The sequence below is a fragment of the Paraburkholderia rhynchosiae genome (genome assembly GCF_002879865.1).
GTDB classification, from domain to species: Bacteria; Pseudomonadota; Gammaproteobacteria; order Burkholderiales; family Burkholderiaceae; genus Paraburkholderia; species Paraburkholderia rhynchosiae.
Genome location: NZ_PNXY01000013.1, coordinates 176,368 through 191,140, shown reverse-complemented (window position 1 = coordinate 191,140; position 14,773 = coordinate 176,368). Strand labels below are relative to the sequence as shown.

At 63.0% G+C, this 14,773-nt stretch carries 13 protein-coding genes; 7 read left to right on the top strand and 6 right to left on the bottom strand.

Annotated features, from left to right (window positions below):
- Positions 1–124: 124 nt before the first annotated feature.
- The 3 genes from infA (at position 125) to C0Z16_RS19720 (ending at position 2,547) form a co-directional block, all read left to right on the top strand.
- Entirely contained in the window at positions 125–400 is a 276-nt protein-coding gene (gene infA, locus C0Z16_RS19730; protein ID WP_013343004.1) for a translation initiation factor IF-1, read from the top strand.
- A gap of 401 nt (positions 401–801) precedes the next feature.
- A complete protein-coding gene (locus C0Z16_RS19725; RefSeq protein ID WP_102633790.1) occupies positions 802–1,377 on the top strand; it encodes an ANTAR domain-containing response regulator in 576 nt (191 codons plus the stop codon).
- A 9-nt stretch (positions 1,378–1,386) separates the two neighbouring features.
- Entirely contained in the window at positions 1,387–2,547 is a 1,161-nt protein-coding gene (locus C0Z16_RS19720; protein ID WP_102633789.1) for a CmpA/NrtA family ABC transporter substrate-binding protein, read from the top strand.
- 14 nt (positions 2,548–2,561) lie between these two features.
- On the opposite strand, the gene C0Z16_RS19715 is transcribed toward C0Z16_RS19720, so the two are convergent.
- The gene (locus tag C0Z16_RS19715; protein WP_102633788.1) at positions 2,562–3,980 is read right to left on the bottom strand and encodes a sensor histidine kinase; all 1,419 of its coding nucleotides are present in this window, start codon (positions 3,978–3,980) and stop codon (positions 2,562–2,564) included.
- Positions 3,977–4,672: a response regulator gene (locus C0Z16_RS19710; RefSeq protein ID WP_407070680.1), complete on the bottom strand. Its 696-nt coding sequence runs from the start codon at positions 4,670–4,672 to the stop codon at positions 3,977–3,979. Before C0Z16_RS19710 ends, C0Z16_RS19715 begins: the two co-directional genes overlap by 4 nt.
- A 115-nt stretch (positions 4,673–4,787) precedes the next feature.
- On the opposite strand from C0Z16_RS19710, the gene C0Z16_RS19705 reads away from it, so the two are divergent.
- The 4 genes from C0Z16_RS19705 (at position 4,788) to C0Z16_RS19690 (ending at position 9,958) form a co-directional block, all read left to right on the top strand.
- Positions 4,788–5,876, top strand: a complete 1,089-nt coding sequence (locus C0Z16_RS19705; protein ID WP_102633787.1) for an ABC transporter substrate-binding protein — start codon at positions 4,788–4,790, stop codon at positions 5,874–5,876.
- A 105-nt stretch (positions 5,877–5,981) separates the two neighbouring features.
- On the top strand, positions 5,982–7,751 hold the full coding sequence (locus C0Z16_RS19700) for an ABC transporter permease (RefSeq protein WP_102633786.1): 1,770 nt from the start codon (positions 5,982–5,984) through the stop codon (positions 7,749–7,751).
- The gene (locus C0Z16_RS19695; RefSeq protein ID WP_102633785.1) at positions 7,744–8,811 is read left to right on the top strand and encodes an ABC transporter ATP-binding protein; all 1,068 of its coding nucleotides are present in this window, start codon (positions 7,744–7,746) and stop codon (positions 8,809–8,811) included. The genes C0Z16_RS19700 and C0Z16_RS19695 overlap by 8 nt, the downstream gene beginning before the upstream one ends.
- Before the next feature lie 70 nt (positions 8,812–8,881).
- The gene (locus tag C0Z16_RS19690; RefSeq protein WP_102633784.1) at positions 8,882–9,958 is read left to right on the top strand and encodes a porin; all 1,077 of its coding nucleotides are present in this window, start codon (positions 8,882–8,884) and stop codon (positions 9,956–9,958) included.
- 124 nt (positions 9,959–10,082) lie between these two features.
- Here the strand turns inward: C0Z16_RS19690 and rhaS are convergent, their stop codons facing one another.
- Genes rhaS through C0Z16_RS19670 form a run of 4 tightly spaced genes read right to left on the bottom strand, consistent with a single transcriptional unit; the run spans position 10,083 to position 14,741 of the window.
- Positions 10,083–11,090 (bottom strand): rhamnose ABC transporter substrate-binding protein, encoded by a 1,008-nt coding sequence (gene rhaS, locus C0Z16_RS19685; RefSeq protein WP_102633783.1) that lies wholly within the window; start codon positions 11,088–11,090, stop codon positions 10,083–10,085.
- 54 nt (positions 11,091–11,144) lie between these two features.
- On the bottom strand, positions 11,145–12,161 hold the full coding sequence (locus C0Z16_RS19680) for an ABC transporter permease (RefSeq protein WP_102633782.1): 1,017 nt from the start codon (positions 12,159–12,161) through the stop codon (positions 11,145–11,147).
- Complete coding sequence (locus C0Z16_RS19675; RefSeq protein WP_102633781.1) at positions 12,154–13,215, bottom strand: ABC transporter permease; 1,062 nt, start codon at positions 13,213–13,215, stop codon at positions 12,154–12,156. The genes C0Z16_RS19680 and C0Z16_RS19675 overlap by 8 nt, the downstream gene beginning before the upstream one ends.
- Entirely contained in the window at positions 13,212–14,741 is a 1,530-nt protein-coding gene (locus tag C0Z16_RS19670; RefSeq protein WP_102633780.1) for a sugar ABC transporter ATP-binding protein, read from the bottom strand. The genes C0Z16_RS19675 and C0Z16_RS19670 overlap by 4 nt, the downstream gene beginning before the upstream one ends.
- Between the last annotated feature and the right edge of the window lie 32 nt (positions 14,742–14,773).

Here is a 14,773-nt window from a genome sequence, read left to right as displayed (position 1 = left end):
GGTACTATCGGCGTATATGCCGATGCCGCACCCAGCGGGCTCGAAGTCCGCCGGCAACCGTATCTGATGCAGCGCCGCCCGCGAAGCGTCGCGCACCCCTTATCCCATCGACCAGGAGTTATGCATGGCGAAAGAAGAACTGCTTGAACTTGACGGTATCGTCGACGAAGTACTTCCGGACAGCCGTTACCGTGTGACGCTCGACAACGGCGTCGTGGTTGGCGCTTACGCGTCCGGACGCATGCGCAAGAACCACATTCGTATTCTCGCGGGCGACCGCGTGACGCTGGAACTGTCGGTCTACGACCTGACCAAAGGCCGGATCAACTTCCGTCACAAAGACGAGCGCGCAGGCGGTGGCGGCGCAGCCCGCAGCAATTCGCAGTTCCGTCGCCGTTAAGGCGAACGGCACGCCGGACCCCGCGGTCTTGCACGGCCTGACGGCCGATAGCGTGCCTGTTGCAGCAACGTTGTTCGCGAAGCCTTTCGCGCGCCTTCTCCGGTTCGGCTCGATTCGAATCTGAGCGGCGCGCAGCGGCGGCGCTTTATCGAAGAAGTCCCGTCGCAACGCTCGTTGCGATGTCTGTTGCATTCTCGCCCGCACTCCGGATGTAGTCCCCCGGCTTTTTGCTTGTCCGACCATGCGCTGCTTCGGTGCATCGGCGTTGCATGCCCTTTCGCGGTGCGCATCTAGTGGAGAAAGCTCGCCGTAAGTGCGTGATTCGGTTGGCGACCCAAGCTCTGCGGACGTTGGCATGAAAATCGCTTAAATGATGTTCAGCCGTCGATTGCCACTACTCCATGCTGCGTGTTCTCCTCGTCACCGATACCGATAAGCCCATAGGCGATCTTCGTGACGCGCTCGCCCGGCTCGGCTATGAAATGCTGGCCAGCACCGCCACGCCCCAAGCGCTGCACAGCGTGGTTCAGAGCGAGCGGCCCGACGTGATCATCATCGATACCGATTCGCCGTCGCGCGACACGCTCGAACAGCTGGCGGTGATGAACGCGACTGCGCCGCGCCCGGTGCTGATGTTCAGCCACGACGCCAACCAGCAGTTGATCCGCGACGCCGTCGGCGCGGGCGTCACTGCCTATCTCGTCGAAGGTCTCGAAACCGAACGGCTCGCGCCGATTCTCGAAGTCGCGCTCGCCCGTTTCGCGCAGGAATCGCAACTGCGCGAACGCCTCGCGCAAGTCGAGAACGAACTCGCCGAGCGCAAGCTGATCGACCGCGCCAAACGCCTGCTGATGGATCAGCAGAAAATCACCGAGCACGCCGCCTACGCCACGCTGCGCAAACGCGCGATGAATCAGGGCGTCAAGCTCGCCGAGGTCGCGCGCGCGGTAGTCGCGTCGGCTGAATCGCTCAAGTGAAGCACGCCCATGAACTCAGTTAGTCACCTCGCTTCGTCGCCCGCTTCGTCCCCGTCAGGGCCGCTTGAGAAAACGCATCTGCGGCTCGGCTTCGTGGCGCTTGCAGACGCCGCGCCGCTCGTCGCCGCGAAGCTGCTCGAATTCGGCCACGCGCATGGCCTCACGCTCGAACTGTCCCGCCAGCCATCATGGGCCGCCGTGCGCGACAAGCTGCTGTCGGGCGATCTTGACGCGGCGCATACGCTCTACGGCCTCGTCTACGGTGTGCAACTTGGCTTGGGCGGTCCGCAAACGGACATGGCCGTGCTGATGGTGCTCAACCGCAACGGCCAGGCCTTCACGCTGTCGAACCGTCTCGCGGATGCGCTCGCCGAACATGGCAGCTTGCCGAAGGCGCTCGCGACGCTCGGCCGCAAGCCGGTCTTCGCGCAGACCTTCCCCACCGGCACGCACGCGATGTGGCTGTATTACTGGCTCGCCGCGCAGGGCGTGCATCCGTTGCGCGATATCGAAAGCGTGGTGATTCCGCCACCGCAAATGGTCGCGGCGCTGGCCGAAGACAAACTCGACGGCCTATGCGTCGGCGAGCCGTGGAACGCGATGGCCGAAGCCCAAGGCGTCGGCAGAACGGTCGCTTATACGAGCGAAGTGTGGCCCGATCACCCAGAGAAAGTGCTGGCGTGCCGGCGGGATTTTGTCAGCGCGAATCCGAACAGCGCGCGTGCTCTGGTGCAAACGATGCTCGAAGCGTGCCGCTGGCTCGACGACCCCGGACATCGCAACGAGATCGCACGCTGGCTCGCGCGGCCGGACTACATAGGCATTGACGAAGCATTGATCGCCGCGCGCTTCGGCGACGCGATTCCCGCTTCGGTGCCGCGCGGTTTGCCGGTGCGTTTCTTCGACAATGGCGACGTGAACTATCCGCAGCCGTTCGAGGGCGTGTGGTTTCTCACGCAGTTCGAGCGCTGGGGCATGATCGACGCGCGCGGCGATTACGCGGAGATCGCGGCCCGGATCAATCAGACGCAGCTTTATCGCGAGGCCGCCGCGCATGTGAAGGTGGCAGTGCCCGCGGAAGAAAACGCGCGGACGTTTATGGACGGCAAAGTGTGGGATAGCGGCACGCCTGCCGCTGCTTATGGGCGGAGTTTTCCGATCCGCAGATAAGCGGCGCTGCCACGTCATGCCGCACTTTGCGCCGCAAACACCAGACTAACCACGAGCCCACCGCCGCTCGCATCGCTCAACGCAATCTGCGCGCCATGAACGCGCGCGATTTCCCGCACGATCGACAAACCCAAGCCGCTGCCCTCCACCGCTTGCGTCGCCTCGCTGCGATAAAAGCGCTCGAAAACCGCCTCGCGTTCGGCGGCGGCAATGCCCGGTCCGTTGTCGATAACCTGAAGCAGCGGCTGCCCGTCTTCGCATGCGACCCGCACGGTGATGACCGCGCCATCGCCGGAATAGCGGATCGCGTTGTCGATCAGATTGCCCACCAGTTCCGCGAGCAGATCGGATTGCCCGGTCACATCGATACGCGCTGCCTGCTCGAAGCCGAGATCGATGCCGCGCGAGCGCGCCACCGGCGACCAGTCGAGTGTCACGCTGCGCGCCACTTTATGCAGCGGCACGGCGGCCTGCCTAACCGTGTAGCCGCTGTCCGCATCGAGCCGCGACAGCGACAACAACTGCTGCACGATCCGCACGGCCTGCTGCACGGCGCGATTTAGTCGTCGCAGATGAACGCCTTGCCGCCGCTGGCCTGCGCCGTTCTCCTCGACGCCATCGATATCGCGCAGCGCCAGTTCGGACTCTGCCTGAATCACCGCAAGCGGCGTTTTCAACTGATGCGCGGCGTCGTTGAAAAAACGCCGCCGCGATAGCTGCATCTTCTGCGTGCGGCCAATGTACTGGTTGATCGAATCGACCAGCGGCGCAACCTCGCTCGGCAAGCCCACGGTATCGAGCGCCGTGGGATCGTCCTCGGCGCGCGCGGCGACTTTCGCGGAGAGCCGGTTCAGCGGCCGCAAGCCGCGCGCGACGCCGAGCCACACAATGCCGAGCGCCAGCACCACTAGCAGACCTTCCTGTTGCAGCGACCCCGTCAGGATCTCGCGCGCCAACGCCTGGCGCTGCTCGATCGTCTCGCCGACTCTCACCAGCACCACGCGGGTCTGCGCGCTCGGCACGTCGTGCACGGGCAGTCTCAGCATTGCGACGCGCAGCGGACGGCCGCGAAATACATCGTCGTAAAACTGCACGCTGTACGGTTCGGACGGGACCTTCTTCGCTTCGGGGAGATCAGGATAGCCCGTCACCACGCGACCATGTTCCTCGCGAATCTGATAATAGATGTTGCCTCCGCCGTTCGATTCGAACATCTCCAGCGCGAGATAAGGCAAGTCGACTTCGATGCGGCCATCACGCAGACGCACACCGTCGCGGATCGACCGCAACGAGAATTCGAGCGTGCGATCGAACGCCACGTGCGCCGCGTTCATCGCGCGTTGATAGGTGAGCCAGGCATCGAGCGCAAGCAGCAGCAGCAGCGGCAGCAACAACCACAGCGCGACCCGTACGCGCAGGTTCGGCCGCGTCATGCCGTTTTTGCTTCAAGCAGATAACCGAGCCCGCGCAAGGTGACGATGCCGACCGAACTGCGTTCGAGCTTCTTGCGCAAACGATGCACGTAGATTTCGATAGCGTCCGCATTTACGGATTCGTCGAGCCCGAAGATTTTCTCCGACAGTGTCTCCTTGTTGATCGCGCGGCCATTTCGCAGGATCAGCACCTCGAGCACTGAACGCTCGCGCGGCGTCAGCGCGAGCGGTTCGCCGCCGAGCGTGAAGCCGCGATCGACGCTGTCGTAAAGCAGCGTGCCGCATTGCGCGCCCGACGGCTCCTGGCCATGACCGCGACGCAGCAATGCCCGCGCTCGCGCTTCGAGTTCGGTGAGCGCGAAGGGTTTGGCGAGATAGTCGTCGGCGCCTAGATCGAGGCCGCGCACGCGCTCCTCCACCGAGCCGTGCGCCGTGAGTATCAGCACCGGCACCGCGTTGCGGCGCGCGCGCAAACGGCGCAGTACTTCGAGCCCGTCGAGCTTCGGCAAACCGATGTCGAGAATCACCAGTGCGTAGTCCTGCGTACGCAGTACATGATCAGCGGATTCGCCGTCGTGCATGCAGTCGACCGTGAGTTTGGCGCTAGTCAGCGCGTCGGTCAGCGAGCGGGAAAGAATCGGATTGTCTTCGACGAGCAGCACACGCATGAACAGAATCCCAGGGAAATCCATGAGGCGAATTCGTCCATTGTGACGCATTTCCCTCGCAAATTGAAAGCATTCAGAAAGCGCGCGTCTCTTACTATTCGCCTTCACAAAACCAACATGATGATTTCTGGAGGAAGACGTGCAAATCTCTCTGAAGGTTCTCGCCGCCGCTGTCGCGCTCGCCGCAAACTCCGCATGGGCAGCGTTTCCCGCGGGCTATCCGAGCGACTATCAAGCCACCGTGGACGGGGCAAAAAAGGAAGGCAAACTGATCGTCTACTCGGTCACAGACACGGCTCTCGTGCGTCCGCTCATCAAGGATTTTGAAAGCCTGTACGGCATCAAGGTCGAGTACAACGACATGAACAGCACCGAGCTGTACAACCGCTACATCAGCGAAAACGCGGCCAGCAGCACGAGCGCCGACGTGCTGTGGAGCTCGGCCATGGACCTGCAGGTGAAACTCGTCAACGACGGCCTGATGGCCTCTTACGAATCGCCGGAAGCCAAGCAGTTGCCGCAATGGGCGCAGTATCAGAAGCAGGCGTACGGCACGACCTACGAACCGCTCGCGATCGTCTACAACAAGCGTCTTCTGGCCGCCGGCGAAGTGCCGCAAACGCGCGCCGATCTGATCAAGCTGCTGCAAGGCAAGCCCGATCAGTTCAAAGACAAGGTCACGACTTACGACATCGAAAAATCCGGCGTCGGCTTTAACTATCTGACGCAAGATGCGCGCGTGAACCCGCAGGTCACGTGGGATCTGGTGAAGGCAATGGGCGCCACCGGCCCGAAACTGCAATCGAGCACCGGCGCGATGATGGAGCGCATTTCGTCGGGCGAGAACCTGATCGGCTACAACATTCTCGGCTCGTACGCGCTCACCAAGGCGAAAAAAGACCCGTCGATCGGCTACGTCTATCCGAAGGACTACACGCTCGTAGTGAGCCGCCTCGTGACCATTTCGAAGAAGGCGCAAAGCCCGAACGCCGCAAAGCTGTGGGTCGATTATCTGCTGTCGCAACGCGGCCAGACCCTGCTCGCGAATCAGGCGAGCCTGTTCTCGATCCGCTCGGACGTGGAAGGCGAAACGTCGATGGCCGGACTCACAAAACAGCTCGGCGACTCGCTCAAGCCCATTCCGATCGGCGCGGGCCTACTGGTCTATCTCGACCAGTCCAAACGCCTGGAATTCCTCAAGCAATGGCAACAGTCGATCAAGCGCTAGGCGCGCGCATCTGACCTGGGCGTTCGCGCCGCCACGCGCGAACGCCTGACCTTCCGTTGACCACCACCTGTCGATATGCGGCTTATCTGCCGCAGGGGGACACTCATGCTTTCCACTAGCGCAACCGGGCCTCGCGACGCCGCACCGCTCGCGGCAGACGGCGGCCCCATCGGCGCACTGCCGCGCGGCGGTCTGCAACCGTTGGCGGGGCTGCTGCGCTGGCTCGTCGTCGCGGTGCTGACCGTCGCGGTGGCACTGCCGCTCGGCTTCATCCTGTTTCAGAGCGTGCTGAACGCGCCGTTCTTCGACGCAAAACGCACGCTCGGCCTCGCCGGTTTCGAATTCATTTTCAGCGACCCGGACTTCTGGTCCGCGTTGAAAAATTCATTCGTGATCGCGGGCGGCATGCTGTTCATTTCGATTCCGCTCGGCGGCATTCTTGCCTTCCTGATGGTGCGCACCGACCTGCCCGGCCGCCGCTGGCTCGAACCGTTGCTGCTCACACCCGTATTCGTTTCGCCGATGGTGCTCGCGTTCGGCTACGTCGTCGCGGCCGGCCCGGTCGGCTTCTATTCGGTCTGGTGGAAAGAACTCTTCGGCACTGCCGAAGCGCCGTGGACCGTGTACTCGATTCTCGCCATCACGGTAATCGTCGGCTTGACGCATGTGCCACATGTGTACCTGTATTCGTCGGCGGCGCTGCGCAATCTCGGCTCCGATGTCGAGGAAGCCGCACGCGTCGCGGGCGCGCGGCCGTTTCGCGTCGCGCTCGACGTGAGCCTGCCGATGACGCTGCCCGCGCTGCTCTTCGCAGGCGTGCTGGTGTTCTTCCTGGGCTTTGAAGTGTTCGGCCTGCCGCTCGTGTTGGGCGACCCCGAAGGGCACCTCGTGCTGGCCACGTATCTGTACAAGCTCACCAACAAGCTCGGCGTGCCGTCGTATCACCTGATGGCCGCGGTCGCCGTGTGCATCGTTGCAATCACGTTTCCGCTCGTGCTGTTGCAACGCAGGCTACTCAAGAGCGCGAACCGTTTCGTCACGGTAAAGGGCAAGGCGGGTCGTCAGACCGTGCTGCCGCTCGGCGCATGGCGCTGGGTCGCGCTCGCGATCGTCGCGTTGTGGCTGATGCTGACCGTGTTCGTGCCGCTCTCCGGCATCACGCTGCGCGCGTTCGTCACGAATTGGGGCGAAGGTGTGCATCTCGCCGAGGTGCTGACGCTCGCCAACTTCACCGAACTGTTCGAACAGGACAACCTCGTTCGCGCGATGCTCAACACGCTCGGGATCGGCGTGATCGGCGGTGCGGTCGCGGTGGGCTTCTATTCGCTGGTGGCGTTCGCGGGCCATCGCCGCAACGACTGGGCAACGCGTCTGCTCGATTACCTCGTGCTGCTGCCGCGCGCGGTGCCGGGTCTGCTCGCCGGCCTCGCGTTCCTGTGGATCTTTCTGTTCGTGCCCGGACTGAAAGAGCTGAAGAACTCCATGTGGAGCATCTGGATTGCGTACACGGTCGTGTGGCTCGCGTATGGCATGCGCCTGATTCAAAGCGCGCTGCTGCAAGTCGGCCCCGAACTCGAGGAAGCGGGACGCAGCGTCGGCGCCACGCGTGCGCGGGTCAGTCTCGACGTGACGCTGCCGCTCGTGCGCTTCGGTTTGCTCGCGGCGTGGCTGCTGATCTTCATGATCTTCGAGCGTGAATACTCGACCGCCGTCTATCTGCTCTCGCCCGGCACTGAAGTAATCGGCGCGCTGCTGGTGTCGCTGTGGGCGACCGGCGCAGTCGATCAGGTCGCGGCGCTTTCTGTCATCAACATCGCGATGGTCGGCGCCGGACTCGGCGTGGCTCTGCGCTTCGGAGTGAAACTTCATGGATAAGCTCTCGGTCGACAACCTCTTTCTCAGCTATGGCGACAATCCGATTCTCAAGGGTGTGTCGTTTAAACTGAATCCCGGCGAAGTGGTGTGCCTGCTCGGCGCGTCAGGCAGCGGCAAGACCACGCTGTTGCGGGCGGTCGCCGGTCTCGAGCAGCCGTCGTCGGGACGTATCGAGCTCGACGGCAAGACTTTCTTCGACGGCGCCACCCATGTCGATCTGCCCGTCGAGCAGCGCTCGCTCGGGCTCGTGTTCCAGTCGTATGCGCTGTGGCCGCACCGCACGGTGGCGGATAACGTCGGCTATGGATTGAAGCTGCGGCGCGTCTCGGCGGCGGAACAGAAAAAGCGTGTACAGAGCGCGCTTGATCAGCTCGGCCTGGGTCACCTGGCGGCGCGCTATCCGTATCAACTGTCGGGTGGCCAGCAGCAACGTGTGGCGATTGCACGCGCGCTCGTCTACAACCCGCCGGTGATTCTGCTCGACGAACCGCTGTCGAATCTCGACGCCAAGCTGCGCGAGGAAGCGCGTGCGTGGCTGCGCGAATTGATCGTCTCCCTGGGTCTCTCCGCGCTCTGCGTGACGCATGACCAGACCGAAGCGATGGCGATGTCCGATCGCATCCTCCTGCTGCGCAACGGCCGCATCGAACAGGAAGGCACGCCCGCGGAACTGTATGGCGCGCCGCGCTCGCTCTATACCGCCGAGTTCATGGGCAGCAATAACCGCATCGACGCACGCGTGGCCGCGGTCGACGGCGAGCGCGTGACCTTGACCGGCGACGGCTGGCAATTGCAGGCACAAGCGCGCGAAGCACTGACCGCCGGCCAGGAGGCCCAGGCCGTGATCCGGCTGGAGCGCGTCCAGGTCGCCGACGGTCCGGGCGCAAACCGTCTTGAAGCCGAGCTGATCACGTCGATGTATCTCGGCGACCGCTGGGAGTATCTGTTCCATTGCGGCGACCTGCGTCTGCGTGCATTCGGCAATGTGCCGCGCGCGGCCGGCCGTCACTGGATCGAATTCCCCGCCAACGACTGCTGGGCGTTCGCTCAGGCGAGTTGAAGCGCCGGGCCTGGCATCGCAGTACGAAATCACCAACCGAAGTAAAAAAAGCCGCTACAGGAGACTGTTGATGAAGTTGAGCATCAGGAAAGCAACCCTCGGCGTGACGTGCGCCGGACTCGCAAGTTTTGCAGCAGGCGCGCATGCGCAATCGAGCGTGACGTTGTATGGCATCGTCGACGCGGGCATCGAATACGTGAATCATGCAAGCGCGGACGGCGGCGCGACGCGTCTCGTGTCCGGCGGCAAGAACACGTCGCGCTGGGGTCTGCGCGGCGTCGAAGATCTCGGCGGCGGGCTGAAAGCGGTGTTCCAGTTGGAGAGCGGCATCAACATCGCAAACGGCCAGTTCGACGATAGCACCGGCGCGATCTTCGACCGGCGCGCGACCATCGGCCTGAAGAACCGCTTCGGGCAGATCACGCTCGGCCGCAACTTCACGACCACCTACGACTACATGCTGCAGTTCGACCCGATGGGTTACGCGCCGAACTATTCGTGGGCGACGTCGTCGACGGCGACAGGCGGCCGTAAAGATGGGCTGTTCTCGCGTTCTTCCAACGCGGTGCGTTACGACGGCACATTCGCCGGCTTCAAATTCGGCGCGATGTATGGCTTCGGCAACGTGCCGGGCAGCATGAAATCAAGCTCGAAGTACGACTTCGGCCTCGGCTATGAGAACGGTCCATTCGCCGTGGTCGCGACCTTCGACCGGCAGAACGGCGCGAACGACAGCGTGACGCCCGCGGATACCACCAACTACATCCAGGGCATTCATGCGGGGTTGAGCTACGACTTCGGCGCGGTGAAGGCAATGGCCGGCTACCGGAACTACCGGCGCACGTTCCACACGGCCACGCCCACGCTGCGCAGCGACATGTACTGGATCGGCGGTCAATACGATGTGACGCCGTTCATCTCGCTGTTCGGCGCGGTCTACCATCAGGACATCAAGGATGGTAGCGACGCCGACCCGACGCTGTTCTCACTGCGCGGCCAGTATGCGTTGTCCAAGCGCACCGTGCTCTATCTGGCGGGTGGATATGCAATGGCGAAGCACGGCAACGCAGTGAGTCTCTCGCGCGATCTGACCGGCGCGGCGGATACGCAGACGGGTGTCACTGCAGGGATTCAGCATCGGTTTTAAACGCGGATTCACGCCTGAATTCACTCGTGCGTGAAAAACAGCGCGAGGCGCACGAGCAGTTCATTGCCCGGCGCGCCTCGCTCTTTGCCGTTAACGCCACGCGTAAATGCGCGGCACCCTTCCCTCAAAAATTAAAGTTGTCGATATTGCTCGCATCGAACGTGGTCGGCGGTCCGAGAATGATCTCGCCTTGCGGCCCGATCGTGCGCTTGCCGAGCTTGCCGGCATCGAACGACTCGCCTTCCTTGCCGTTGATCGTGCCTGACGCGAGCGCTGCCGCCGCGTATCCGGCGAGGTAGCCCAACTGGTTCGGGTCCCACAACTGGAACGCCTTCACGGTGCCGTTCTTCACAAACGCGCGCATCTGATTCGGCGTGCCCAAGCCAGTCACTGCCACCTTGCCCTTGCTCGACGACGAGGAGATATAACGTGCCGCCGCCGCAATGCCGACCGTGGTCGGCGCGACAATCGCCTTCAGGTTCGGATACGCTTGCAGCAAACCCTGCGTTTCGACGAACGACTTCTGATCGTCGTCGTTACCGTAAGCGATCTTCACGAGCTTGATCTTCGAGTACTCCGGCTTCTTCAGTTCTTCCTGCATCCACTTGATCCACGTGTTCTGATTGGTCGCGTTAGGCGTGGCCGACAGCACCGCGAACTCGCCCTCACCGCCCATCAGCTTCGACACGAGTTGGATCTGGCCACGGCCGATGCCTTCCGCGTTCGCCTGATTGACGAACAATTGCCGGCCTTCAGGCGCCGTGTCCGAATCGAACGTGACGACCTTGATGCCTTGCGACATCGCTTTCTTCAGATACGGCACGACCGCATTGGCGTCGTTGGCGGCAATCACGATTGCATCCTGACGCTGCGTGATGAGCGTGTTGATGTACTGCACCTGCGACGACGCGCCCGCATCCGACGGCCCCACGACTTTGCCCACGCCGCCGAATTCCTTGATTGCTGCCATGCCGCCGTCGTCGGCGATCACTTCGTATGGGTTGTTGATCTGCTTCGGCAGGAATGCGATCTTCAGGCCGTTTTTCAGGCCCGCGGCGGAGGTGGCGCAACTGATCGCGAGCAACGCAATGCAGAGCGTCGCCGCGCCGGTGTGACGTAGAGGTTTGAACATGAGGTGTCTCCTGCTTGTTGTTGGACGTTGTGCTGTCCAGGTTTGATGATCGCGTTATAAAGAAGAAGCGGACTTCGCGATGAAGCGCCGGTCGCGCGCCGCGCGCCAGCGCGCAACCAGGTTCGGTATCAGCACGGACGCAAGCAACAGCACGCCGGTGACGATGGTGAGCGTTTCGCTCGATACATCATCGAGCGTCAATGCGTTTTTCAGCACGCCGATAATCAGCAGCGACAGCAGCACGCCGATCATCGACCCGCGTCCGCCGAAAATGCTCACGCCGCCGAACAGTACTGCTGCGATTACCGACAACTCGAAGCCTTCGCCGTTATCGCCGCGCGCGCTGGTGAAGCGCAGCGTGTAGACGACGCCGGCGAGCGCGCTCATTAAACCCGACAGCACGAAAAGACGCAGTCTGATCTTTGTCACTTCGATGCCGGAAAATGCGGCGGCGGTGGGATTGGCGCCGATTGCGTAGAGGCTGCGGCCAAACGCGGTGGATTGCAGCAGCACCGTGAACAGCACCGCGCCGACAATCACGATCGCAAACGGCACCGGGATAAAAGTCGAGCCGAGCGTATCCATGCCGAACGCTGTATAAGCCGCCGGAAAATCAGCGACGGCCTGATCGCCGAGCAGCACATACGCAAGACCGCGAAAGAGCGCCAGCGTGCCGATCGTGACCGCGAGCGAAGGTAGGTTCAGCTTCACGATCACGAGCCCGTTCAGCAGCCCCGCCAATGCGCCGGCAACCAGCACGAGCGCGATTACGACCGGCATCGGCAAGCCCATGTGCCACAGCACGCCCATTAATGCGCTCGATGCACCGAGCACCGAAGCCACCGACAGATCGATTTCAGCGGCGACGATAATCAACGTCATCGGCAGCGCCATCAACGCGATTTCGGTGAGATCCGCCAACACGTTGCTCAGATTCGCGCCGCTCAGGAACACCGGCGACAGCACGCGTCCGAGCACGAGCGACAAGATCAGCACGATCACCAGCAACACTTCCCATTGCAGTGGCGTTTCACGTTTGCGCGTGAGCAGCGCGGAATCCGGTTTAGCCATGATCGCGTTTCCTCATCATGCGTTTGGCGACGGAGCGGGCCAGCAACGTATCGGCGGTAATGGCCGCGACGATCAATGCGCCCTCAATCGCCTGCTCCCAGAACGGCGACACGTGCAGCACGACGAGCGCAATGCTGATTACGCCGAGCACGAGCGCGCCAAGCGTCGCGCCGAGTATCGTGCCGACGCCGCCGGTAATCGCGACGCTGCCCACCACGGCGGCCGCCACGACTTGCAGTTCGATGCCCTTGGCGGTGCTGGCATCGACGGTGCCGAAGCGCGCTAGCCACAATGCGCCCGCGAAGCCCGCAATCGCGCCGGACAGCAGAAAGCCCGCCATGACACGCCTTTCGACATTCACGCCGGCAAGCCGCGCAGCCTCGGGATTCGAGCCGATCGCATAGTGCTCGCGGCCGCCGCGAAACTGCTTCAGATAAATCGCGAGCGCAAGTAGCACGACGACCGCAATCAACGCGAGCGTCGGTATGCCTAGCAACGTGCCCGTAGCGAGACGCGAAAACGCATCAGGCAAACTGGTCGCGTTGATCTGTCCGCCGTGTACCCACGCGTAGTCGGCACCGCGGAAAATGTAGAGTGTGGAGAGCGTCGCCACCAGCGAGGGCACACGCCCGACGGCCACAAGCAGCGCGTTGATGCCGCCCGCCGCGAGACCGATGGCGAGCCCCGCCGCAAGCGCGACGATCACCGGCATCTGCGGAAACGCGACATACAGGCTGCCCACCGCATATGCGCTGATGCCGACCGTCGAGCCGACCGACAGGTCGATATGACGCATCAGAATCACCACGGTCATGCCGGCAGTGAGCAAACTGATGATCGACACATTGAGCAACACGTCACGCAGATTTTGCAGATTCAGGAACTGCGGCCTCGCAAGTGCGGTTCCCGCGATCAGCAGAATCAGCACAATAAAGAGCGTCGTCTCGCGGCTTTTCGCGAGGCTCGCGGCGAAACCGCCAGACGTACCCGCCGAGCGCCTGGACGGCGGCGGCGCCTGGACCGGCGCGGGATGAGTTGACGAATGGCGCATCATGCCGCGTTCCCCAATGGTGGAATCGGTTGTCCGAGCGCAGCGGCCATGATGCGTTCCTCGTCAGCTTCGACGCGCGCGATGTCCGCACTGATCCGCCCCTCGTGCATCACCAGCACGCGGTCGGCCATGCCGAGCACTTCCGGCAATTCGCTCGAAATCATCAGCACGGCCATGCCGTCGCGCACGAGTTCAGCTAGCGCGCTATATACCTCCGCTTTTGCGCCGACGTCGATACCGCGCGTGGGTTCGTCGATGATCAGGACTTTCGGGTTCGTGGCAAGCCACTTGCCGAGCACGACCTTTTGCTGATTGCCGCCCGACAGCGTACCGACCGGCGCGTTTGGATCGCCCGCTTTCAGGCGCAGGCGTGTGCCCCACTGATTCGCCAACTGCGTCTCGCTGCGCGTGGTGATGAGGCCGTGTTTGACGAGCCGGCCGAGCACCGTCATCGACGCATTGCGCGCGATGCTCAACTCCAGCGCGAGTCCCTGTTGCCGCCGGTCTTCCGGCACGAGCGCGAGGCCCGCTCGCACCGCGGCCGCCGCACTGCCCACCGTCAGCCGCTTGCCGCTAATCAGGACTTCGCCGGAGTCCAGCGGGTCAATGCCGAAGATCGCGCGCGCAACTTCACTGCGCCCTGCACCGACGAGCCCCGCTAGCGCGACGATTTCGCCTGCCCGCACGTCGAAGGAAATGTCCTTGAAAACGCCCACGCGCGTGAGGCCGCGCACTGACAGGCGCACTTCGCCAGGCGGCCGCTCGGCCTTCGGATAGAACGTCTCCAGATCGCGGCCGACCATTTTTGCCACGATGGCTTCGGTGGTGAGATCGGCGGTCAGGCCGTCGAACACTTTTGCGCCGTCGCGCATGATGGTGACGCGTTGCGTCAGCGCGAAGACCTCGTCGAGCCGGTGCGTAATGAACAGAATCGCCACGTCCCGCTCGCGCAGCTTGCGCACGATTGCAAAGAGCCGCTCGACTTCGGGCAGCGATAAAGCTGCCGTCGGCTCGTCCATGATCAGCACGTTCGCGTTCAACGACAACGCCTTCGCAATTTCGATCACCTGCTGATCCGCAATCGACAAGCCGCGCACCAGTTGATCCGCGCGCAGATCGACGCCGAGCGACGCGAGCAAGCCGTCCACCTCGCGGCGCATCGCATCATACTGAATGCGGCCGATCCGGTCGACAGGCTGCCGCCCCATGAAGATGTTCTCCGCAATCGACAGGTCGAAGAACAGCGTCGGCTCCTGATAGATCACCGCGAGCCCGGCATCGCGCGCTTCGGCGGGCGTCGCAAAGCGGCGCGCCACGCCGTCCACGAGCAACTCGCCGGTATCCGGTTGATGCACGCCCGCAAGGATCTTCACGAGCGTCGATTTGCCCGCGCCGTTCTCGCCGAGCAACGCATGCACTTCACCCGGCCACAGCGAGAGATCGCCGTCGGATAGCGCACGGACCCGGCCGAATGATTTGCTCGCATGCCGCAGTTCGAGCCTCGGCTGAGCGGTTGAGGGTTGCTGCACTGCGTGTCTCCTTCTTTGGCGTTGTGAGGCGC